The sequence below is a fragment of the Microbacterium sp. A20 genome, from assembly GCF_004794515.1.
Lineage (GTDB): Bacteria > Actinomycetota > Actinomycetes > Actinomycetales > Microbacteriaceae > Microbacterium.
Map to the genome: position 1 here is coordinate 1 of NZ_SSDF01000049.1, position 20890 is coordinate 20890.

The 20890-nt window shown below is 69.7% G+C and carries 22 protein-coding genes; 3 read left to right on the forward strand and 19 right to left on the reverse strand.

Going from position 1 to position 20890, the window contains the following annotated elements; all coding sequences use genetic code 11:
* Positions 1–454 precede the first annotated feature (454 nt).
* Entirely contained in the window at positions 455–1351 is an 897-nt protein-coding gene (locus tag DW298_RS03365) for an aldose 1-epimerase family protein (RefSeq protein WP_136041074.1), read from the forward strand.
* A gap of 124 nt (positions 1352–1475) precedes the next feature.
* On the opposite strand, the gene DW298_RS03370 is transcribed toward DW298_RS03365, so the two are convergent.
* From DW298_RS03370 to DW298_RS03385, 4 genes are all read right to left on the reverse strand, one after another.
* Positions 1476–4685 carry an efflux RND transporter permease subunit gene (locus DW298_RS03370; RefSeq protein WP_136041075.1) on the reverse strand — a complete coding sequence of 1070 codons (3210 nt, stop codon included), beginning with the start codon at positions 4683–4685 and terminating at the stop codon, positions 1476–1478.
* A gap of 16 nt (positions 4686–4701) precedes the next feature.
* Positions 4702–5289 carry a TetR family transcriptional regulator gene (locus tag DW298_RS03375; RefSeq protein WP_136041076.1) on the reverse strand — a complete coding sequence of 196 codons (588 nt, stop codon included), beginning with the start codon at positions 5287–5289 and terminating at the stop codon, positions 4702–4704.
* A 67-nt stretch (positions 5290–5356) separates the two neighbouring features.
* Positions 5357–5716, reverse strand: a complete 360-nt coding sequence (locus tag DW298_RS03380; protein ID WP_136041077.1) for a CrcB family protein — start codon at positions 5714–5716, stop codon at positions 5357–5359.
* On the reverse strand, positions 5713–6087 hold the full coding sequence (locus DW298_RS03385; RefSeq protein ID WP_240745005.1) for a CrcB family protein: 375 nt from the start codon (positions 6085–6087) through the stop codon (positions 5713–5715). Before DW298_RS03385 ends, DW298_RS03380 begins: the two co-directional genes overlap by 4 nt.
* An 85-nt stretch (positions 6088–6172) precedes the next feature.
* On the opposite strand from DW298_RS03385, the gene DW298_RS03390 reads away from it, so the two are divergent.
* Positions 6173–7699 carry an FAD-dependent oxidoreductase gene (locus DW298_RS03390; protein ID WP_136041079.1) on the forward strand — a complete coding sequence of 509 codons (1527 nt, stop codon included), beginning with the start codon at positions 6173–6175 and terminating at the stop codon, positions 7697–7699.
* Here the strand turns inward: DW298_RS03390 and DW298_RS03395 are convergent.
* From DW298_RS03395 to DW298_RS03425, 7 genes are all read right to left on the reverse strand, one after another.
* Complete coding sequence (locus DW298_RS03395; RefSeq protein ID WP_136041080.1) at positions 7668–8507, reverse strand: nitroreductase family protein; 840 nt, start codon at positions 8505–8507, stop codon at positions 7668–7670. The two genes, DW298_RS03390 and DW298_RS03395, sit on opposite strands and share 32 nt — an antisense overlap.
* A 4-nt stretch (positions 8508–8511) precedes the next feature.
* Positions 8512–8886: a hypothetical protein gene (locus DW298_RS03400; protein WP_136041081.1), complete on the reverse strand. Its 375-nt coding sequence runs from the start codon at positions 8884–8886 to the stop codon at positions 8512–8514.
* Between the two features lie 213 nt (positions 8887–9099).
* On the reverse strand, positions 9100–9924 hold the full coding sequence (locus DW298_RS03405; protein ID WP_136041082.1) for a MerR family transcriptional regulator: 825 nt from the start codon (positions 9922–9924) through the stop codon (positions 9100–9102).
* A 332-nt stretch (positions 9925–10256) separates the two neighbouring features.
* On the reverse strand, positions 10257–10721 hold the full coding sequence (locus tag DW298_RS03410) for a hypothetical protein (RefSeq protein ID WP_205820238.1): 465 nt from the start codon (positions 10719–10721) through the stop codon (positions 10257–10259).
* A 255-nt stretch (positions 10722–10976) separates the two neighbouring features.
* On the reverse strand, positions 10977–11942 hold the full coding sequence (locus DW298_RS03415; protein WP_168443191.1) for a nucleoside hydrolase: 966 nt from the start codon (positions 11940–11942) through the stop codon (positions 10977–10979).
* A gap of 22 nt (positions 11943–11964) precedes the next feature.
* The gene (locus tag DW298_RS03420; protein WP_136041085.1) at positions 11965–12249 is read right to left on the reverse strand and encodes a hypothetical protein; all 285 of its coding nucleotides are present in this window, start codon (positions 12247–12249) and stop codon (positions 11965–11967) included.
* Positions 12250–12256: 7 nt separating this feature from the next.
* Positions 12257–13576 (reverse strand): MFS transporter, encoded by a 1320-nt coding sequence (locus DW298_RS03425; RefSeq protein ID WP_136041086.1) that lies wholly within the window; start codon positions 13574–13576, stop codon positions 12257–12259.
* Between the two features lie 94 nt (positions 13577–13670).
* Between DW298_RS03425 and DW298_RS03430 the strand changes: the two genes are divergently transcribed.
* Entirely contained in the window at positions 13671–14084 is a 414-nt protein-coding gene (locus DW298_RS03430; protein ID WP_136041087.1) for a hypothetical protein, read from the forward strand.
* Between the two features lie 14 nt (positions 14085–14098).
* On the opposite strand, the gene DW298_RS03435 is transcribed toward DW298_RS03430, so the two are convergent.
* From DW298_RS03435 to DW298_RS03470, 8 genes are read right to left on the reverse strand one after another with little or no spacing between them, the layout of a single operon-like run.
* Positions 14099–15085, reverse strand: coding sequence for a nucleoside hydrolase (locus tag DW298_RS03435; protein ID WP_136041088.1), 987 nt, complete (start codon positions 15083–15085; stop codon positions 14099–14101).
* 22 nt (positions 15086–15107) lie between these two features.
* Entirely contained in the window at positions 15108–15785 is a 678-nt protein-coding gene (locus DW298_RS03440) for a substrate-binding domain-containing protein (RefSeq protein WP_136041089.1), read from the reverse strand.
* Positions 15782–16420 (reverse strand): class II aldolase/adducin family protein, encoded by a 639-nt coding sequence (locus DW298_RS03445; protein WP_136041090.1) that lies wholly within the window; start codon positions 16418–16420, stop codon positions 15782–15784. The genes DW298_RS03440 and DW298_RS03445 overlap by 4 nt, the downstream gene beginning before the upstream one ends.
* Positions 16417–17643 (reverse strand): 3-oxo-tetronate kinase, encoded by a 1227-nt coding sequence (otnK, locus tag DW298_RS03450; RefSeq protein ID WP_136041091.1) that lies wholly within the window; start codon positions 17641–17643, stop codon positions 16417–16419. The genes DW298_RS03445 and otnK overlap by 4 nt, the downstream gene beginning before the upstream one ends.
* Positions 17640–18308, reverse strand: coding sequence for a hypothetical protein (locus DW298_RS03455; RefSeq protein ID WP_136041092.1), 669 nt, complete (start codon positions 18306–18308; stop codon positions 17640–17642). Before DW298_RS03455 ends, otnK begins: the two co-directional genes overlap by 4 nt.
* Entirely contained in the window at positions 18305–19111 is an 807-nt protein-coding gene (locus DW298_RS03460) for a TIM barrel protein (RefSeq protein WP_136041093.1), read from the reverse strand. Before DW298_RS03460 ends, DW298_RS03455 begins: the two co-directional genes overlap by 4 nt.
* On the reverse strand, positions 19108–20097 hold the full coding sequence (locus DW298_RS03465; protein ID WP_136041094.1) for a phosphoglycerate dehydrogenase: 990 nt from the start codon (positions 20095–20097) through the stop codon (positions 19108–19110). The genes DW298_RS03460 and DW298_RS03465 overlap by 4 nt, the downstream gene beginning before the upstream one ends.
* The gene (locus tag DW298_RS03470) at positions 20094–20885 is read right to left on the reverse strand and encodes an NAD(P)-dependent oxidoreductase (protein WP_240745006.1); all 792 of its coding nucleotides are present in this window, start codon (positions 20883–20885) and stop codon (positions 20094–20096) included. The genes DW298_RS03465 and DW298_RS03470 overlap by 4 nt, the downstream gene beginning before the upstream one ends.
* Positions 20886–20890 lie beyond the last annotated feature (5 nt).

Here is a 20890-nt window from a genome sequence, read left to right on the forward strand (position 1 = left end):
CGGGGGCGGATCGGCGGTCGCCGGCATCCGCGCGTCCACCGCGCTCGTCGCGCGCGCCGTCACGGGCGGGGCCGCCGTTGTGGCGGTCGTGGAAGGAGGTCTTCTTGGCGCCGTAGCGCGGCTCGAAGTTGGCGGCGGGACGTCCGCCGCGGGGCTTCTTGTTCTTGGGCATTGCGTTGTCTTCCTGTGTTCTCGCACGAGAACAGCGCCGCGCACACGCGCGAGCACCCAGCGCGTGGTCGGATGCGACCAGCGGGGTTCCGGACTGTCAGCGGCCGGGGCCATTCATGTGATGGTTGATTAGCGTCGAGCGACGCTCACCATCGGCCCCTGGACTCACACTTCACACACATAAAACGTCCGCGCCAACGCGCGGGTGTCCGAAGCCGACCGCACAAGTGTAGCCGACGCGCCTGAGAGAGTCCCGACGCGGGGGTGGCCGTACGATGTCGAAGTGACCACCGCATCCCCCACCGGCGCCCAGATCTCCCTCCGACTCGGCGATGCGACCGCCCAGATCGCGCAGGTCGGCGCTTCCCTCCGATCCCTGCGTGTCGGCGGCGTCGACCTCGTCCCTCCGTACCCGCTCGATCAGCCCACCCCCGCCTGTTCCGGCGTGGTCCTCGCCCCGTGGCCGAACCGCGTGCGCGACGGTCGCTGGGATGACGACGGCACCTCGCGGCTGCTCGCGATCACCGAGCCGAAGCTGAACAACGCCAGTCACGGCCTGCTGCGCTTCACGGCGTACGAGGTGTCGCACACCGACGCCGAAGCCGTGCTGCGGGCGACGATCGTCCCGCAGACCGGCTACCCGTACCTGATCGAGACGGCCGTGACCTACGCGCTCACCGCCGACGGCATCGAGGTCACGCACACGCTCACCAACCGCTCGGCGACGCCCGCACCGGTCGCCCTCGGCACGCACCCCTTCGTGACGATCGGCGACGTCGACCCGCACGACCTGGTGCTGCGGGTTCCCGCTGCGACCGCCTTCACGACCGACGAGCGGATGCTCCCCACCGGCACGCGTCCCGCTGAGGCCGCCCTGCGTGACGGGGTCCGGCTGGGCGATGTCACGCTCGACACCGGGTTCACCGACCTCGCCCGCGACGCCGACGGTCGCGTGCGGCACTCGCTCACGGCACCCGACGGTCGCCGCGTGACCCTGTGGCAGGGCGAAGGCTTCGACTATGTGCAGGCGTACACGACGCCCGCCTATCCCGGCCAGAGCCTCGCGGTCGCGATCGAACCGATGACCGCGCCCGCCGACGCCCTCAACAGTGGCCTCGGCATCCGTCGCCTCGCCCCCGACGAGACCTGGACGCTGCACTGGGGCATCGCCCTCAGCTGACCGGTTCCGACCGTCTTCGAGTCGGGCTGTTCACAACTCCTCAAGATTTGAGCCGAAAGGCCCCGGATCACGCATCTGACTGCGGATCCGGGGCCTTTCTGCGGAGTTTGAACGCCGAGCGGGACTACTCGCGGTCGCGCAACTCGCGCCGGGTGAGCTGCGGCGCGTGCGGCAGGCCGGACGCGTCGATCGCCACCGAACCGGCCGGAACCACAGCCGCACCGGAGGCATCCGGATCGACCGGAGCATCCGGCTTCGGTGCCCCACCGGCATCCGAGCCGCCGGCCTTGCGCGCGGCCCGCCGCTCCTTGGCTCCCTCGACGAGGTTGTAGAGCGTGGGCAGCACGATCAGCGTCAGCACGGTCGACGAGAGCAGACCGCCGATCACCACGATCGCCAGCGGCTGCGAGATGAACCCGCCATGGCCGGTGATGCCGAGCGCCATCGGCGTCAGCGCGAGGATCGTCGCGAGAGCGGTCATGAGGATCGGCCGCAGACGCTTCTCACCGCCGGCCTTCACCGCCTCGATGGTCGACAGACCCTTCTCCCGATACTGGTTGACGAGGTCGACGAGCACGATCGCGTTCGTGACCACGATGCCGATGAGCATCAGCACACCGATCAGCGAGGCGACGCCGAGCGGCACGCCCGTGACGATCTGCAGCAGGATCGCACCGGTCGCCGCGAACGGCACCGACACGAGCAGCAGCAGCGGCTGGCGCAGCGACTTGAACGTCGCGACCATCACCACGTAGACGATCAGGATCGCCGCGAGCATCGCGAGTCCGAGCTGCGAGAACGAGTCGGCCTGCTGCGAGGCGACACCGCCGACCTCGGCAGAGGCACCGTCGGGCAGGTCGGCCGCGGCGAGCGCCTCGGTCACCGACTGCGTGGCCGTGGCGAGGTTGTCGGATGCCGGCGGCACGGTGACCGTAGACGTGCGGCGCCCCTGCTCGGTGGTGATCGACGTGGGGCCGTTGCGCTCCTCGACGGTCGCGATGTCCTGCAGCTGCACGACGCCGAGCGGGGTCGGGATCGCGAGCTCCTTGAGCGCCTGGACCGTGGTGGGCGGCTCGGGCGTGACGATGTAGACGGTCAGCGCGGTGTCGTCGATCTCGACCGAGCCGGCCTGCTGCGGACGCATGGTGTTCGAGACGATCGAGCCGACCGCGACCTCGGAGAGACCGCGCTGCGCGGCTGCCTCACGGTCGACCACCACGGCGATGTACGGCAGCGATGCGGCGAGGTTGTCGGTCACCTGGCCGACGCCGTCGCGTCCGTCGAGCTCCTCGACGAGCGAGGTCGTCGCGGTCTGCAGGTCATCGGCGTTGGATGCCGTGACGGTGATCTCGATGTCGCTCGAGCCGAAGCCGGCGGATGCCGCGACCGACACCTCGCCCACGTCGTCGCCGAGCCCGTCGATCGCGTCCTGCACGTCGGCGCGCAGCTTCTCCTGGTCGGCGTCGCCGTCGGTGAGCACGGAGTAGGTGACACCCGCACCGCCCGAGAACGCGTCGCTGAGGGCCGAGCCGCTGGTGCCGATCGACGCCTGCACGTGCTCGATGCCGTCGATGCCGAGGAGTGCGTCCTCGACCTCGACCGCGGCATCCGACTTCGCCTGCAGGCTCGCGGTCGGGCCGAGGTCCTGCGTGACGGTCATGGTGTTCTGACCGGAGTCGCTGAGGAAGTTGATCTTCATGAGCGGCGCGGCGGCGAGCGTGGCGCCGAGCACCACGACCGCGAGGATCACCGTGAGGCCGGAGTGCTTGAGCGTCCAGCCGAGGATCGGTCGGTAGACGCGCTGCAGCTGCGTGGGCGGAGCATCCGGGTGCTCGGGGTCGATCGCGTTGCCGTGCTCGTCGAGCAACTCCTTGCCCGGCTTCAGGAACCAGTACGCGAGCACCGGGACGATGGTGAGGGCGACGAGGAGCGAGGCGACCATCGCGATGGTCACGGTCATGGCGAACGGCCGGAACAGCTCACCGACCATGTCGCCGACGAAGACGATCGGCAGGAACACCGCCACGGTGGTGATGGTGGATGCGGTGATCGCCATCGCGACCTCGCGCACGGCGAGGCGGATCGCATCACCCTTGTCGGCATCGCCGACGTAGTGACGTTTGATGTTCTCGATCACCACGATGGAGTCGTCGACCACGCGGCCGATCGCGATCGTGAGCGCACCGAGCGTGAGCACGTTCAGCGAATAGCCGAACGCCTGCAGTCCGATGAACGTGATGAGCACGCTGGTCGGGATCGAGATCGCGGTCACGAGCGTGGAGCGGATCGACAGGAGGAAGACGAGGATCACGATCACGGCGAACACGAGGCCGAGCAGACCCTCGGTGGCGAGCGTCTCGATCGACTGCACGATGAACGGCGCCTGGTCGAAGATGATCGTGAACTCGGCGTCGGGGAAGGCTTCGCTGATCGTGTCGAGCGCGGCGATCACGCCGTTCGACACCTCCACGGTGTTCGCGGCGGGGAGCTTGGTGATCGAGATCGAGAGCGCGTCCTCGCCGTCGACCCGCGAGATCGAGGTCACCGGGTCGGACTCCTGCACGACCGTGGCCACATCGCCGATGGTCGAGGTGGTGCCGACGAGCGGAAGAGCCGCGATCTCGTCGACCGTGGTGATCTTCGCGCCGGTCTGCACCGTGAGCGTCTGGCCGTCCTGGGTGATGTCGCCGCCGGGGAAGAGGGTGCCGTTCTGCTGCAGTGCGTTGCTGATCGCCTGCGTGGTCTGGCCTTCGGCCGCGAGCTTCGCGGGGTCCGGCGTGATGCTGATGCGCTGCCCGACACCGCCGACGATCTCGGCGGCGTTGACGCCGTCGACGTCTTCGAGCTCGGGGATCGCGACGGATTCGAGTTCGGCCTGCGCGTTGTCGGCATCCTCGAATCCGGTGACGGCCACCTGGATCACCGGGAAGTCGTCGATGGAAACGGACAGCACCTGCGGGGTCACGTCTTCCGGCAGCTGCGAGGAGACGCGGTTGATCGCCTGCTGGATCTTCTGCTCAGCGGTGGCGAGGTTCGTGCCGTAGGCGAACATCGCCTGCACGATCGAGGCGTTCGTGGTGCTGGTGGCCGTGGTCGATTCCAGGCCCGGCACGCCCTGGATCGCCGACTCGATCGGCGTGGACACGTCGTTCTCCACCACCTCGGGCGACGCGCCGGGGTACGTCGTCATGACGACGAGCGCCGGCAGCTCGAGCGAGGGGATCAGCTCCTGCTTGAGGTTGGTGAGCGCGAGCCCGCCGAACACCGCCGCGACGATGGTGATCAGGGCGATGAGCGCGCGGTTCTTGAGGCTCAGGATGGCGAGTTTCGACAAGGCGGTTTCCTCGGTGTCAGGGTGTGGCTGTCGCTGCGGAGGGAGTGGAGACGGAATCTCCGAGGATCCGCGCCAGTGCGGTCTCGATGAAGGACTGTTCGAGGCGGGCGTCGCGGATCTGCATGCTCCACATGACGCCGTCGATGAAGATCATCGCCGCTCGGGCACGGTCTTCGCCATAGGTCGGCTCGAGGAGTTCCACGAGCCGGTCGGAGAGGTGGCGTGCGAGCTCGCGCAGACGGGGGTCGTGCACGGCGGCGGTCACCACGGCGCGGTCGGCCTGCACGGCATGCGCGTCGTCCATGCTGTCGAACACGAGTGCCGCGATCACGGCGGGGCTGTCCCCGCGCTCCGCGATGGTCTGACGCACCCCGTCGAGGCGCGCGTCGACCTCTTCGGCGAGCGCCCGGAAGGCGGCGGCGCGCAGGTCGTCGAGGGTGTCGAAGTACTGGGTCGTCGCGCCGAGGGGAACCCCGGCGCGGGCGGCGACCATGCGGTGGGTGACGGCCTCGGCCCCCACCTCGACGATGAGTTCGGCGGCGGCGGTCACGATCTCGCGACGGCGCGCTTCAGGGTCGCGTCGACGACGCAACCCATCACCCATCCGAACCCCCTGGACATCCGTACATGTACGTTTGTACATGTACGGATTGTGAGGACGCTGGGAGCGGTCAGAGCAGCGCGCCGACGGCGAGCCCGAGACCCGCGGCGAGGAGGCCGAGCAGGAGCATCCCGACGGCGTTGAAGACGGATGCCGGGCGCTCGCCGTCACGCCACAGGGCGACCGTGTCGAGCATCGCGGTGCTGAAGGTCGTGTAGCCGCCGAGGAGTCCGGCACCGAGGAGGAACGCGGCATCCGGCAGCGCGGTCGTGACGACGCCGAGCGCGAAGGATCCGGACAGGTTCACCAGCAGGATGCCCCACGGGAACCGGCGACCGGCCAGCCGCGCGACGCCGAGGTCGACCAGGTACCGCAGCACCGCACCGACTCCCCCGGCGAGCGCCGCGGCGAGGAACAGCACCGGGTTCACGAGGCCGCTCCGGAGCGCGGGCGGGCGATACGCAGCCCAAGAGCTGCCGCGCCGAGGCCGAGCACGAGACTCCCCGCGGCGTAGGCGAACGCGAGCACCGGGGCATCCGCCCACAGCTCCACGCTCCCCGTCATGAAGGCGCTGTACGTCGTGAAGCCGCCGAGCACCCCGGTGCCGAGCAGCAGCCGCAGATCCGTGGATGCGGGGATCCGCGCGGCCAGCACGCCGATCAGCAGCGCGCCCACCACGTTCGCGACGAGCACCGCGAGGGGGATGCCCCCGATATCGGGAAGCGCGAGCCCGAGGCCGAGCCGTGCCGCCGTGCCCACCGTGCCGCCGAGGGCGACGAGGAGGATGCGGCGGAGGGTCACGTCGCCACTGTAGTCGCGCGTGACAGTGCGCCGGGGCGATGTCAAGGGCGTGGATGCCGCGCACCGCACGCCGTTGACTGTGGCCATGACCCCTCTGTGGAAGCTCGAGAAGACGCTGCCGACCGGATCGCCCTTCGAGGCGGGTGCGCGCCACGACGTCGTCATCGTCGGCGCCGGTCTCACCGGCCTCACGACCGCCGTCATGCTCACCAGGGCCGGTCTCGACGTCGCGGTGATCGACGCGGGAGGCATCGCCGAGCTCGCGACGGGTGCGAACACCGGCAAGCTCTCGCTCCTGCAGGGCATGCGGCTCGCGACGATCCGCCGCCATCACCCGGCGTCGCTCGTGCGCGCATACGTCGACGCCAACCGTGCCGGCATGGAGTGGCTGACCGCCTTCGCCGAGAGTGCCGACGTGCCGTTCACCCGCCACACCGACCACTCCTATGCGCAAGGGCCCGATGGCGCGTCGGACGTGCGCGATCAGCACGACGCCGCCCGCGAGGCCGGCCTGCCGACGCGGATGCTGGCCGCCACCACGGTGCCGTCGACGCCGTTCCCGGTGGCCGCCGCCGTGGCCCTCGACGACCAGGTCGCGATCGATCCGGTCGCGGTGACCGCCGCGCTCGCCCACGAGCTGCTGAGCGCTGGCGGCACGCTGCACATCGGCGTCCGAGCCACCGGCACCCGCGCGCTGCCCGGTCGCGTGGACACCACGGCGGGGCCGATCTTCGCCGACCACATCGTGCTCGCCACCGGCACCCCGATCACAGATCGAGGCCTGTACTTCGCCAAGACGCACGGGCTGCGGTCGTACTGCGTGTCGTTCCGGGTGCCGGGCGACGTGCCAACGGGGATGTTCCTCTCGGTCGACGGTCCGACCCGCTCGGTGCGTCCGGTCAGCGCGGCCGACGGCCCCGGGGGCGAAGCTCAGCTCGTCGTCGGGGGCAACGGCCACCCGGTCGGCAGGTCCGACAGCGAGAAGGCCGCGGTCGAAGACCTCGTCGCGTGGACGCAGCTGCACTTCCCCGGCGCCGAGGAGACGCATCGGTGGTCGGCGCAGGACTACGAGTCGCACAACCTGATCCCGTTCGTCGGCGCGATGCCCCGCGGTCTCGGCCGCATCCGCTTCGCAACGGGCTACTCCAAGTGGGGGCTGTCGAACGCACCGGCTGCCGCACAGCGTCTCACCGCCGAGATCCTCGGGGTGCCGTGGCGCGAGCGCGCGGAATGGATGACGACCATCGGCACGCGGATGACGATGCCCGCCGACCTCGGGCGCGGAGCTGTCGAGGGTGGGAAGGTCGCGGCCGCGCTCGCCGGCGGATGGGCGGATGCCGAGAGCCGCTCGGTCCCCGTCGCCCAGCCCGCCGAGGGTGAGGGCGTGGTGGCGAACCGGGGCGGTCGTCCGGTCGGCGTCTCGACGGTCCACGGCGTGACGCGCGCGGTCGGCGCGGTGTGCACGCACATGGGCGGGGTTCTCGAGTGGAACGATGCCGAGTGCACGTGGGACTGCCCGCTGCACGCCTCGCGGTTCGCCGCCGACGGCACCCGCATCGAGGGTCCGGCGGTGAAGGACCTCAGTCGCCTGCCGCGCTCGGGCCGGGAGTGACCGGGCCGGTCGTGGGGCCGTCGTCCCACCCCTGCTGAGGCGTGTCACCGTTCTCGCGGAACACGTACTGCGACACGAGCTTGCGCTGGCTGCTCGACCAGTCGATCGCGGGGCGCCGCTGCTCGGGCGGCAGGTAGCCCAGCCGGTAGACGGCCATGAGCTCGAGGTCGTCGGGCACGCGCAGCAGGTCGACGATCTCGTCCCAGCGCCCCGGGACCTCCATCGGGAAAGAGATGAACTGGATGCCCATGCCGAGCTCGACCGTTGTGAGCCAGATGTTCTCCATCGCCGCGCCCATGCTGAACACCGAGTAGAACGACGACAGCTGCCCCGGCCGGTACTCGCTGCGGTCGAGCATGACTCCGAGCAGCAGCGGCGACCCCGCGACGAGCTTGCGGTTCTCGGAGCCGAGGGTCTTGGGCACGCCGAAGGTGTTCATGAGCGTCTGGCCGCGCTTGGTGAACACCTGGCTCGTGAACGGGCGGAGCGCGGCGGGCAGCTTGTCGAACAGCATCCCGCTGCGCTTCTCCTCCATCTCGGCCTGGCTGAAGCGGAAGTACGGCTTGTAGCGCTCGAAGAACGTGCCGTTCGACATCGCCTCGGTCATGCTCTCGCCCGAGATGCGGGCGATCTGCTCGATCGTGTCGCGGCTCTCGATCACGACGAACCGCCAGGGCTGACTGTTCAGCTGCGAGGGCGCGCGGCCCGCGGCTTCGAGGAGGATGCGCTGGTGCTCCTCCGACACCGGGTCGGGCAGGAAGGGCCCGTTCGTGGTCTTGCGGCGGCGGATGGCGTCGAGCAGTTCCATGCGGTCACTTCCGGTCGGCGGGCAGGCACGAGACGACGAGTCCCGCGACGATGAAGGGGGCCGCGGCGAGCGCGACCAGCGGATGCCGGCGGCCGTGGCTGCCGAGGTACGGGATCGCGGCGAGGGGTGCGGCCGCGGGGAGCAGTGCGAGGGCGGCTCGGCGACCGGAGGTGCGGGGGCCACGGGACAAGCCGACCGCGACGGCCGCGGCGACGGTGGTGCAGGTCACGATGTAGAGCGCGTGATGCAGCCAGCGGAAGCGGCTGGTGTCGATGAGCCGCGCGGCGACCGAGGCTCCGAGCGCGCAGTTGGCCGCGTAGGCCGTGGTCGCGACGAGGAACAGCGGCGATTCGTCCCTGTCCCCGTGCCGCCGACTCATGGCACGACCCTACGCCCGCGCCCATGCCGGGGGCTCCCCCTTGCACGCCGACCCGCCCATCCGATATCGCCGCTTCCTCCCTCTTCCCTCCTCCTCCCCTTCCTCCTTCCTCCTCGCCGAGCGGCCCCTTTGTGCGCGAACGGCCCCCTTGCGCACGTCCACAACGGGGTGGTTCGCACGCAAGGGGGCCGCTCGGCATCCGGAAGGATGCGTCTACAGGTTCGCCTCCGCATAGATGCGGAGTGCGTCGCGGACGAACTCCGCGCCCTGGGTGCCGCCGGACGACGTCGCGTAGTTCGCGCCGAAGCGCGGATCCGCGACGTACATCTCGCCGAGCCCGATGACGTACGCCTTGACGTCGCCGCCGGGGACGGCCGCGGGAGTGCCGGGAATGCCCGTGAGCCACTCGACGTGGCGTCGCGCGACATCCTGAGCCTCGGCGGATGCCGGGTCGATGCCGCTCTCCGCCGCGGCGATCCAGTCGCGTCCGAGGTCGGACACGCGCTGCTGCCAGTCGGCGCGCTCGGCATCCGTCATACCCCGCCACCAGCGGTCGCTGTCGGCGTAGGCCTTCTTACCCCAACGATCCTCGACCTCCTCCTTGTACTCGGTGTGGTCGAAGCCGTCGAACATGTTCTCTGCCATGAGGTTCTCACCTCCTCTCAATGCGGTGATGGTCGATTCGACCGACGCGATCTGCCGCGCCAGCCTGGTCTGCTCCTCGCGCAGCAGCGCGAGATGGGTCTCGAGGGCGGATGCTTCGCCGCGATCCCTCTCTGCCAAACCTGTCGCGTCCTGGGTCCCTGAGCTTGTCGAAGGGCCGAGCACCTCCGCGATCTGCGGCAGCCCGAGTCCGAGCTCTCGCAGCAGGAGGATGCGCTGCAGCCGCACGAGCGCCTGTGCGTCGTAGTGCCGGTAGCCGTTGGGCGCGATGCGCGACGGCGGCAGCAGTCCGATGTCGTCGTAGTGCCGCAGCGTGCGACTCGTGGTGCCCGCCAGCCGCGCGATCTCCTGGATGGACCATTCGTCCCGCTCCATGTCGCCTCCTTCCCGTTCGATATCTCGACTCTAGAAGTTGACGCTGCGTCAAGGTCAAGCGGGAGTTGGTCTCCTCGCGCTCCCGCCCCCTCGCCACTCCTTCTCGAGTGCACGGCTTAGCGACGAATGCACGGGTTGTCTGCGCCGCCAAGCCGTGCATTCGACAGCTTCCCGTGCGCTCAGAGCAGTGACGGCGGTGCATGGAGCGCTGACCGTCAGGCCATCTCGATCAGCCACCGGATCCGACACGTCGACAGAGACCTCGTGGCGGAGCTGCCCGAGCAGAGGTAGTCATGCCGACGTCATCGTCGAGTGTGGCCCCGGGGAGGCAGTCACCGGTGCTCGATCGCATCGTCGGGGGCGGCCGTCCTCAGCCGCACCTTGTCTCCGACCGACACGGCGCCGAAGCACATGACGCTTCCGAGAACGGCGAGTCCGCCGACGACCGCGAAGGCCTGATACCAATCCCACACGAGCAGATACATCGGGAAGATACCCATGACGGCCGCCAAGGCGTTGGGGATGAGGACATGGCGGATCCGGTTGCGGCTGACTCGCGATGATCCGCCACTCACCGGTCGCTCAAGAGACCAGCACATCAGCGCGACCGGCACTCCCCCGGCCGCGAAAATCGCGAAGGTGCCGAGCAGGGGCGTGACATGATCTCGCCCTCCAGGGGATACCTCCCAACCGCCGACCGATCCGTAGCGGAACAACGCAACGATCGCAGCCGTCATCAACACGGCGCCAAGCAGCAGGAGCATGGGGGGAAACGCTCTAGTCCGTCTCGACGTCATCGCGACTCCCCCAGCAGAGCGCCGATGGTCGCATTCGAAACCCCGAGAGCCACGAGGCAACGCACCCATCGCACGCGGTAGTGCGCACCTGAGATCGTGGTCATCGTCGATTGTCCTCGAATTCGGGTGGCGGGGGTGGCAATCACTCGACTCTAGAGCTCACGGTGCGTCACCGTCAGCATCGCCCCCACACGCGAAAACGGCCCCACCCCCGGGTCGGGAGGGCGGGGCCGCTGGTCACGACGGAAACGCCGGTCAGTCGACGGCGGTTCCGAACGCAGTCACGGAGGCCGTCAGAGCGTCGGCCACGGCCTGGGCGTCGATGTCGAAGAGCACGTCGACGTTGGGCACTCCCTGCCACCGGTCGATCATCTGCACGACCGTCTGACCGCGGGTGTGCGTGCCGTTCAGCTCCACGTCCACACGCAGCCGCCGCACGGTGAACCACTCGGGGTTGAGCGCGTAGGCGACACAGGGCACGTCGTTGAGGTGCATGCCCTCGGTCTTCCACTCCGGCATCTCGTCGCGGTCGTCCTGACGGTCGGGGTAGCCGATCATCTCGCAGAGCGCCACGCCCATCGGCGAGCGCGACTCCCAGAGGGTGCGGATGTGATGGGGCGAGAGCGAGAAGCTGCGGGACACGTCCAGACCGACCTGCGTGAGCGGAGCCCCGGACTGGATGACGATCTCCGCGGCCTCGGGGTCGTTGTAGATGTTCGCGCTCGCGACCGGGGTGACGTTACCCCAGGTGAGGGCTGCCCCGCCCATGTAGATGATGCGGCGCACCGAGCGCGCGAACTCCGGCTCGAGCTTGATCGCCAGCGCGACGTTCGTCAGCGGAGCGAGCGCCATGATGGTCACCTCGCCCGGTGCCGCCATGACCGTCTCGATCATCCGGCGCACGGCATCGGACGCGACGTCGGCATCCGGATCCGGGTCGGGGTACTCCCAGTAGCCCACGCCGCCGGGGCGGTGGATGTGCTCCGCGAAGTTCGGCTCACCGACCAGCGGCCGACTCGCGCCCTTCCAGATGGGCAGGTCGGGACGACCGGCGAGGGCCGCGATCTTGCGGGCATTCGCCGTGGCGGTGTCGACATCGACGTTGCCGAAGACCGTGGTCAGCGCCTCGATGTGGAAGGCGTCCGAGGCGAGCGCCCAGAACAGCGCTCCGGCGTCGTCGATCCCGGGGTCGGTGTCAATGATCAGTCGTTCCATATCCATGCTTTCTGTCATGTCCTCGCGGCTACGCATGCCGTTCGGACGCTTCACTGTGCCCATCTGCGACCGCCGGCCTCACCCGTGCACCACGGGCGGAACGTGTGTAGACGAACAGGTACCAGCAGTTGATCGCGATGAGGGTGATGTTGAGCGCGACCATGGGCGCGCTGCCGAGCATCAGGTTGTAGGCCATGAGCATCGCCGATGCTCCGAGGTTCAGCCACCGGAGGCGAGAGATCGTCGGCTGGAGGATCGAGATGATCAGGAGAGCACTGCCGGCCCAGCCGACGATCTCACGCCAGATATCCATCAGACGGTCACTTGCCCACGAAGAGGCCGTTGCGGTTCTTGGCGAGGACGTAGAGCACGACGCTGATCGCACACAGGGTGGCGATGTAGATCGGGAAGACCCACATCATCCCCTGGCTCTGCAGCCACAGCAGCAGGTACGAGGCGGTGCCGCCGAAGATGGCGACGCCGAGGCCGTATCCGAGCCCGAGACCGGTGCCGCGGATGTGCTGCGGCAGGAGGGAGTTGGACACGACGACGAAGATCGTCATGTTGAGCAGCAGCACGATCGCGCCACCGAACATCACGCCGGCGAGCGTGCCGACTCCGGGCTGCGAGTACAGCAGCGCCAGGAAGATGGTCGGGATCGCCAGCAGACGCGCGACGACGAACCACCGCGACATCGGGAACCGGTCGAGGATGCGGCTCAGGCCGTAGGCGCCGAGGGTCAGGAAGACGCCCATGCCGGTCGTGATCGCGAACACCGCGGTGGGGTCTTCTCCGAAGGTGCCGTTCGCGAGATTCGGCAGGCCGGCGATCCAGGTGTAGTTGTACGCCTGGATGGCGCCGACGATGAACACCGTGGCGAGCACGCTCAGCCAGTACTTGCGCACATCTCGCCACACGGAGTTGTCCTTCGTGGGGATCGCGCCGACCGTGCGGATGGCCGCCGTGTCGAGCGTCTCGGGCAGCGTGCGGCGCAGCCACAGCACGATCAGACCGAACGCGCCACCCACGATGAACGGGATGCGCCACCCGTAAGCGGCGAGCGCTTCCGGTCCGAGCAGGAGGCTGATGAAGAAGATCGACAGTGGTGCGAGCAAGTTGCCCAGGTTGTTGAAGAACGCGAAGAACCCGGCGACGTAACCGGGACGGTTGGGGACCAGCTCCAGCGCATATGCCGTTCCGAGCGGTGCCTCTACACCGGCGGACAGGCCCTGGAGGAGGCGTGCGGCGACGACGATGATCGGCGCGAGAACGCCGATGGTCTGGTAATCGGGGAGGATGCCGATGATGAAACTGCCGAGGGCGACGGCCCCGACCGCGAAGATCATGATCTTCCGGCGCCCGTAGCGGTCGGCGACGAACCCGAAGACGACACCGCCGAGCGGTCGAGCGACGAACCCGACGGCGAAGACGGCCAGGGCGTTCAGGGTGGAGGCGAGCGGACTGTCGGAGGGGAAGAACGCTGCGCCGAGGTAGACCGAGAGGAGCCCGAAGATCGCCCAGTCGTACCACTCGAGAGCGTGCCCCCAGCTCAACGCCCGGAGATTGCGGCGCTCGGTCTTGCTCGCCTTGCTCGTCAACTGCTGCGGCGGCGTGGCTGCCACTACTTCTTCAGTGCTCATGGAGCTCCTTTGCTCTGCCCTCGAGGGGGAGGTGATCGACCCGTTAGCGACTATAGTATAGCAGGATTCCGCTTCGTGACAGAAAGAGTGCATCGTGACTTCACCGCTGAACGACACCGACCGCCGCCTCGCCGACGCCGCTTCCGCACTGCTCATCCGCACGCACGACGCCGACCTGCACCGCGTCGCGGCAGCCGCCCGCGGAGCGTCGGGAGAGATCTACCTCGGCCTCAGCCTGCGCTCCCCTCGAGTGAGCGTCTGCGCCGAGAGCTCGGCCCTCGCGAACGCCAGGATCGGCGGCGAGCAGCACATCGAGGCCATGGTCGCGGTCGGGTTGCGCGAAGACGGAACCACGGTCATCCTCAACCCCTGCGGCGTGTGCCGTGAGCTCGTGCCCGCCATCGCCCCGGGCATCCGCACACTCGCCGACGACGGCGGCCACCCGGTGTGGGTGACCGCCGCCGATCTGCTGCCGATGCCGTGGGTGCGCGCACGCTCCTACGACTGATCCGATCGCGCGCCTCAGCGCCAGGGAAGCGGGCGCCGCAGCACCTCGCCGATCCGCTCGAGCACGCCGTCGAAGTCCATGTCGAAGACGACACGATGGATCGGCCGCGCCTCGTCCTTCACCGGATGCACCCCGGCGAGGTAACGGTCGCCGGTCTCCTGGTCGAAGAACGTCTCGAGCGGACGCATGACCGCGCCGGTCACGAGCTCGGGGAACAGCAGGCTCGCGACGGCCATGCTGTCGTTGATGCCCATGACCCGGCGTCCTTCCGGCTGCGGGTACGAGCGCGAGTAGAAGCCGGCGTAGTCCCGACTGATCGCGGTGATCAGCTGTGCGGGGGCGAAGCCGGTCGAGGATGCGATGTCGAGGAAGAAGTCCTCGGGGACGAGGGCCTGACGGGTCACGTACGGCCCGCACCAGGTGACGTCGCCCTCATGGGCGGCCACGATGCGCGCCGCGTCGATGTCGAACGACACGTTCGGATCGCGCGAGACCCGGAACCGGCGATCCTCCCACGGCGCGGTGTCGTGGTAGAGCGCCGGCCCGAGCGTGCCCACGATGGTGGTCGAGCGGAGTCGCTGCAGCAGGTCGGGCCGCGTCTCGATGGCAGCAGCGAGGTTCGTCTGCGGCCCGAGCGCGAGATAGTCGATCTCGCCGTCGTGCTGTTCGACCAGGTCGAGCACGACGTCGACACCGACCGGCTCGGGATCCACGGACTGCGCCGGACGAAGCCCGGTGTTGCCGAAGCCGTCTTCCCCGTGGATGCCGGGGTTCATCCGCAGCTCCTGGATGAGCGGCACGTCCGCGCCGCGGTACACCGGCACATCCGTGCGTCCGCAGGTGTCGAGAACGTACCGGGCGTTGTCGGCCGCCCGTTCGCCGGTGGTGTTCCCGAACACGCTGACCACCGCCAGGATCTCGACCTCGGGATCGGCGGCCAGCAGCATCAGGGCCAGGGCGTCATCCACCCCGGTGTCGGTGTCGACGATGACTTTTCTCATGGGTGCTCTCCTCGTAGGGGGATCAGGGACGCGACAGCCCGAACGCGGCGAACGCGTCCTGCGTCGACTTCTCGGTCAGGAGGGTGACGAATCGCGCAGCGGCATCCCCGGCACCGGGGCGCGCGCCGATCGCGAACCGTCCATAGGACTGCAGTTCGTGCGGGATCGGTTCGACGATCTGCGGGCCGACGACCGAACGCAGCTCGCTGACCTGCTGGACCGCGACATCGGCCCGACCGTCGAGCAGCGCTTCCACGGTGAGGCCCGACGCGCAGCGCACCGCGCGCTCGTCGATGCGCTCGAGAAGGTCGCGCTCGCGGAGCATCTTCATGAAGTGCACTCCACTCGCGCCGCTCAGCGTGTACGCGACGGCCCGGGCGGCGAGCAGGTAGTCGAGGAACGCCGCCGCGGAGTCGTCGGCAGGTCCGGGTGTGCCGTCGAGCCGCGCGAATCCCACGGATGACACCGCGATCTCGGCGACGTGGGCGGGGTCCACCAGCCCCCTCTCGGCGAGGTCGGTCACCGACGACGAGACCCCGAGCACCAGGTCGGGCCGCTCCCCCGCCGCGATGCGGTCGAGCAGCACGGTCGTGGGCTCGAACGTCGCGTCGACGCGGGCACCCGTGGCGCTCTCGAACGCCGGGATGATCTGCTCGACGAGGGGCTTCTTCACGACGAGGCCGCTGTACAGGGTGATCACGAGGGAGTCCTTTCGGAGGGCGCTGCGAACGACTGCAGCTGCGCGGGGGTGAGCGGGGCCGTGGCGAGACCGCGGGTGAGGAAGAACAGCTGCGCGGTGTGCTCGAGTTCTTCCAGGGCATCCACCGCCGAATCCAGATCGACGCCGGCGACGACGGGACCGTGATTGCGCAGCAGCAGAGCGTGCGTCACGCGGGCGGCATCCTCCACGGCGGTGGTCGCGGCCCGATCGCCCGGGGCGAAGTACGGAAGCATCCGCAGCGTTCCGACACGCATGCCGTAGTAGGCGGTGAGGGGCGGGATCGGATCGTCGGCATCGACATCGGCCAGACACGACACGGCGGCGGCGTAGACCGAGTGGGTGTGCACGACCGCGTTGAGGTCCGGACGCACCCGTAGCATCGCGACGTGCAGGAACGCCTCCTTCGTCGGCTTCGGGCCCTCGATGTGCGTGCCGTCGAGAGCGACCACCGAGAGTTGGTCCGCCTCGATGTCGGCGAGGCTGATGCCCGTCGGCGTGAGCAGGACGCGGTCGCCGTCCCGCACCGCGAGGTTGCCGGTGCGGCCATGAGTGAGACCGCGGCGGTGGATCGAGTGCGCGACGCGTTCGATCGCGCGGCGGGTGGCGGCACTCATGCGGCGAGCCCCTGCCGAGCGACGTCCACGAACAGCTCCTCATCGCCGAAGTTGCCGGACTTGAGGATCAGGTGCACGTCGCGCCGCTCGTCGTGGATCCACGGCGCCCCCGGCGCGACCTCCTCGCCCACGACGGCGACGGTGGTGCCGAGCGCGCGGATGACCTCGCCAGAGGTCTCGCCGCCGGCGATGAGCATGCGCTTCACTCCGCGATCCGACAGCTGGGCGGCGATGAGGCCCGCCGTCCGCTCGTACAGCTCGCCGGCGCCCGGCACATCGTCGCGACGCTCCGAGGCGGGGCTGGAGGAGTAGATGAGGGCGGCCGCATCGGCGGGCTGCTCGTCCCACCACTCCACGGCTCGTGCGGCCAGCTGCTCGGCCGTGTCATCGGGTGCGGCCGCGACCCGATAGGCGGGGCTCCCGGAGGAGACGAAGCGATCGATCTGCTCGAGGGTGCGCCGCGAGCAACTGCCCGCGATGATCGCGGTACGACCCGTCGGCGGCACCGGGGCCGCTGTGCCACCCGCCGTCTCCCGCAGCGCGATGGCTCCGACGAGGCCGGCGGATCCTGCGACGAGCGCGTCGCCCTCGACGGCCTCGGCGAGGGCGGCGAGGTCGGCATCGGTGACGGCATCCGCCACCACCTGGAGAGCACCGTCGGCGCGAGCCCGGCGCAGCGTGTCGCGCACGGCATCGACCCCCCGCTGCACCACATCCAGGGGCAGCGCCGCGACCGGCTCCGCGCTCTGCGCCGCGAGCAGTCGCACGACCGAGGAGTCGCGCATGGGCGTCACCGGGTGATCGCGCATGTGGGTCTCGGCGAGCAGGGTGTCGCCGACGAAGAGGTGACCGCGATACACGGTGCGACCGTGCAGGGGCGCGGCCGGGGTCGTCACGACCAGGTCGGCGCCGAGCTCACGGGCGACCGCCTCGGTGATCGGTCCGATGTTGCCCTCGGCGGTGGAGTCGAAGGTCGAGCAGTACTTGACGTAGATGCGGTCGGCTCCCCGCTCTCGCAGCACCGCGAGCGCGGCGAGGCTCTGAGCGACCGCCTCCGCGGCGGGAAGCGATCGCGTCTTCAGCCCGATGACGACGGCGTCGGCCGAGACCGCGGTGTCGTCGATGCCCGCGCCGAGGGCCAGGAGGGTGCGCAGACCCGCGCGCCGCAGCGCTGCGGCGACATCCGTGGCGCCGGTCACGTCGTCGGCGATGACGCCGATCATCGAGGACCCTCCCGGAGCGCCGCGGTCAGCCGGCGCGCGGCTGCGGCGGGTCCGTCCAGCACCGCGACGCCGAAGCGATCAGCGAGGGACGCGGCAGCGGCGGCGAGCGAGTACTGGGCGAGCACGATCAGGTCGTATGGCTCGTCGACATCGGCGATCGCGGTGGCGAGGGCGTCGATCAGGTCCGGCGCAGCCAGCGGGACGGCCGCCGCAGGGACCACGAGCGGGCGCACCTGCGCCGACGATCCGCTCGCGACGAAGGCGTCGGTCAGACGCGCCGTGCTGTCGCTCGCGGAGGACTCGAGCGACGCGACCAGCAGCACCCGTGCGGGGGCGGCCGCGACCGCCTCGGCGAACAACGGCCCGTCGGCGGACAGCACGGCGACGCCGTCGGCCTCGCGATCACGCCGATCGGCGCGGCTCCCGAACTGCGAACAGGTGAGCAGCACGCCGTCCGCTCCCCCGGCGAGGGCCAGCTCGATGAGGCCGTCCATGCGCGCGGCCAGCGGCGCGGTGATGCCGCCCTCGACGTGCGCGTCGGCGAGCAGACGATCGTCGAGCAGGTTCCACACGGTCGCTGCGGGGACGGCAGCGGCGATCGCCGTCGCGGCCGGGGCGATCGCCAGCGGGGTGGCGCTGATGAGCGCGATCTTCGGGTCGGTCATCGGATGATCCTCTCGATCCAGGAGAGTCCGTCGCGGGTGCCCGCGACGGGGGCGTACTCGCAGCCGATCCAGCCGGGATAGCCGCTCTGCGCGATCCGGGCGAGCACGCGCTCATAGGCGATCTCGCCCGTGCCGGGTTCGCCGCGACCGGGGTTGTCGGCGATCTGCACGTGCGCGATCAGGGGACGCAGCTGCTCGAACCGTTCGATGAGGTTCCCGCGGTCGACCTGCGCGTGATAGACGTCGAACAGCACGCCGACGATCTCCGGGTCGACCTCCTGCGCGACCGCCGCCGCGGTCTCCATCGAAGCCAGACCGTAGCCGGGCTGATCGCGCTTGTTGATGGCCTCCAGCGCCAGGCGCACACCCGTCCCGCGCGCCTGCTCGGCGGCCCAGGAGATGTTCGACACGTAGGTCGCGAACGCCGCGTCCGCGTCGGCATCCGTCGGTTTGATCCCCGCCATCGCATGCACCACACCGGCGCCCAGGACGTCCGCGTACTCCAGCGCGCGCAGCACGCCGTCGCGGAACTCCTGCTCGGCTCCGGGAACGTACGCCGCACCCGAGGCGGTGGGCGAGCGCGGTGCGCCGGCCGGGGTGTTGATGAGGATCTGCGTCAGGCCCGCGTCGTCCAGCAGACGTCGCACCTCCGCGGGCGCGAGCTCATACGGCGAAGCGAACTCCACGGCCGTGAACCCGGCCTCGGCCGCCGCGTCGAACCGCTCGGCGAACGGCGCCTCGGTGAACATCCACTTCAGATTGGCGGCGAGGCGCACCGGCCCCGACGACGTCTCGACGATCATGCCGACACCGCGCTGTAGTCGGGGTTGACCACGAACTCCGGCGCTGCACCGCCCAGAGCGGCGATCACGTTGCGAGCGGCCATCCGGCCCGACTCGCCGCGTGCCTCGCGGGTCGCACCGGCGACGTGGGTCGTGGCGAGGATGCCGGGGGTGTGCAGGAGCGGGCTCGACGCGCCCAGAGGCTCGTCGGCGAAGACGTCGAGCGCGGCGGCACCGATGCGCCCCTCACGCACCGCGTCCACCAGCGCGTCCTCATCGACGATCCCCCCGCGGGCGGTGTTGATGAGCACCGCATCGCTCTTCATCAGCGCCAGCCGGGAGGCGTCGATGAGGTTCCGCGTGGATTCGTCGAGGAAGAGGTGCAGGGTCACGAAGTCGGCCTCGCGCAGCAGGTCGTCCAGATCGAGACGACGGATGCCGTGGGCCGCAGCGAAGTCCTCGTCGAAGTACGGGTCGTACGCGACGATGTGCATTCCGAACCCGGCGGCGATCGTCGCGACCGCCTTGCCGATCGAGCCCAGGCCGAGAATCCCGAGGGTCGACCCCTGCAGCTCTCGTCCGGTGAGCTGCTGCCACGTACCCGCGGCCAGGTTGCTCACGTTCTCGGGGATGCGGCGAGCGCACGCAAGCGCCAGGGCGAAGACATGCTCGGCGACGGCCTGTCGGTTGGCGCCGGGGGTCACGCATACGGGTACCTGACGTGCGGTCGCGGCGGTCACGTCGACGCTGTCGTACCCGACGCCGGTGCGCACGACGATCCGCAGCGCGTCGGCGAGCGCGAACTCCTCTTCGCCCAGCGGGCGCGTACCGGCGATGATGGCGCGGGCTCCGGCGAGCGCGCGGGCCCGGTCTTCGGCGTCGAGCGTAGCCAGTTCGGGTTCGTGCCGCGTCGTGAGGCCGGCCTCGCGCAGCATCCGATCGACCTCGTCGCCGGGCTCGAGGAATGCGGTGGTGATCAGCACGTCGTGGGAATCGGTCTTCGTCACCAGATCCCTCCTTCATAGTCGGGGGCGGCGAATGCGCCGCCGTGCAGGGTGGGTGCGGGGGCGCTGAAGTCCACCGCGTCGGTGTGGTCGGCCGCGTCGTCGCGGGGCACGTAGCCGATGGCCGCCCAGCCCGCGTCGCCGTTCCACCAGCGTTCGGTGTTCGCCGAGCAGCCGTAGACGACCTGGCAGCCCACGGGGGCACTCTCGATCGCGCAGCGGAACAGTTCGACGCCGTCGCGCCAGCTGAGCCAGAGGGCAAGCTGGCGCCGGTCCTCGGGCGCGGGGCGGAAGGTGCCGATGCGGACGAGCACCGACTCGATCCCCCATTTGTCGTGATAGAGGCTGGCGAGGGCTTCGCCGAACGCCTTCGAGACGCCGTAGAAGGTGTCGGGGCGCAGCGGTGCGCTCTCGTCCAAGATCTCGCTCGCGGGGTGGAAGCCGACGACGTGGTTCGAGCTGGCATAGACGACGCGACGCACACCGGCCCGTCGCGCGGCCTCGTATACGTGGTAGGTCCCGTCGATGTTGACGCTGCGGATGCTGTCGTACGGAGCCTCATCGGCGATGCCACCGAGGTGCACGATGACGTCGACGCCGTCGGCAGCCGCGGTGAGGGCATCCAGGTCGCCGAGGTCGCCGACCACCACCTGCTCCCCGGGGAAGAGGGGCTCGTCGGCGTCGGAGCGCGCGAACAGCACGACACGGTCGTAGCGGGAGGCGAGCCCTTCGCGGATCACGCGGCCCATCCGTCCGGTCCCGCCGGTGTACAGCACTGTCGTCATCGTCATCCTCT

What these genes read in the sequence shown, in the direction of transcription:
- DW298_RS03375 (WP_136041076.1), bottom strand. Translation starts at nt 5,289, where the DNA reads ATGGGTGATGGGTTGCGTCGTCGACGCGACCCTGAAGCGCGCCGTCGC.
- DW298_RS03390 (WP_136041079.1), top strand. Translation starts at nt 6,173, where the DNA reads ATGACCCCTCTGTGGAAGCTCGAGAAGACGCTGCCGACCGGATCGCCC.
- DW298_RS03395 (WP_136041080.1), bottom strand. Translation starts at nt 8,507, where the DNA reads ATGGAACTGCTCGACGCCATCCGCCGCCGCAAGACCACGAACGGGCCC.
- DW298_RS03400 (WP_136041081.1), bottom strand. Translation starts at nt 8,886, where the DNA reads ATGAGTCGGCGGCACGGGGACAGGGACGAATCGCCGCTGTTCCTCGTC.
- DW298_RS03405 (WP_136041082.1), bottom strand. Translation starts at nt 9,924, where the DNA reads ATGGAGCGGGACGAATGGTCCATCCAGGAGATCGCGCGGCTGGCGGGC.
- DW298_RS03410 (WP_205820238.1), bottom strand. Translation starts at nt 10,721, where the DNA reads ATGACGTCGAGACGGACTAGAGCGTTTCCCCCCATGCTCCTGCTGCTT.
- DW298_RS03415 (WP_168443191.1), bottom strand. Translation starts at nt 11,942, where the DNA reads ATGGATATGGAACGACTGATCATTGACACCGACCCCGGGATCGACGAC.
- DW298_RS03420 (WP_136041085.1), bottom strand. Translation starts at nt 12,249, where the DNA reads ATGGATATCTGGCGTGAGATCGTCGGCTGGGCCGGCAGTGCTCTCCTG.
- DW298_RS03425 (WP_136041086.1), bottom strand. Translation starts at nt 13,576, where the DNA reads ATGAGCACTGAAGAAGTAGTGGCAGCCACGCCGCCGCAGCAGTTGACG.
- DW298_RS03435 (WP_136041088.1), bottom strand. Translation starts at nt 15,085, where the DNA reads ATGAGAAAAGTCATCGTCGACACCGACACCGGGGTGGATGACGCCCTG.
- DW298_RS03445 (WP_136041090.1), bottom strand. Translation starts at nt 16,420, where the DNA reads ATGAGTGCCGCCACCCGCCGCGCGATCGAACGCGTCGCGCACTCGATC.
- otnK (WP_136041091.1), bottom strand. Translation starts at nt 17,643, where the DNA reads ATGATCGGCGTCATCGCCGACGACGTGACCGGCGCCACGGATGTCGCC.
- DW298_RS03455 (WP_136041092.1), bottom strand. Translation starts at nt 18,308, where the DNA reads ATGACCGACCCGAAGATCGCGCTCATCAGCGCCACCCCGCTGGCGATC.
- DW298_RS03460 (WP_136041093.1), bottom strand. Translation starts at nt 19,111, where the DNA reads ATGATCGTCGAGACGTCGTCGGGGCCGGTGCGCCTCGCCGCCAATCTG.
- DW298_RS03470 (WP_240745006.1), bottom strand. Translation starts at nt 20,885, where the DNA reads ATGACGATGACGACAGTGCTGTACACCGGCGGGACCGGACGGATGGGC.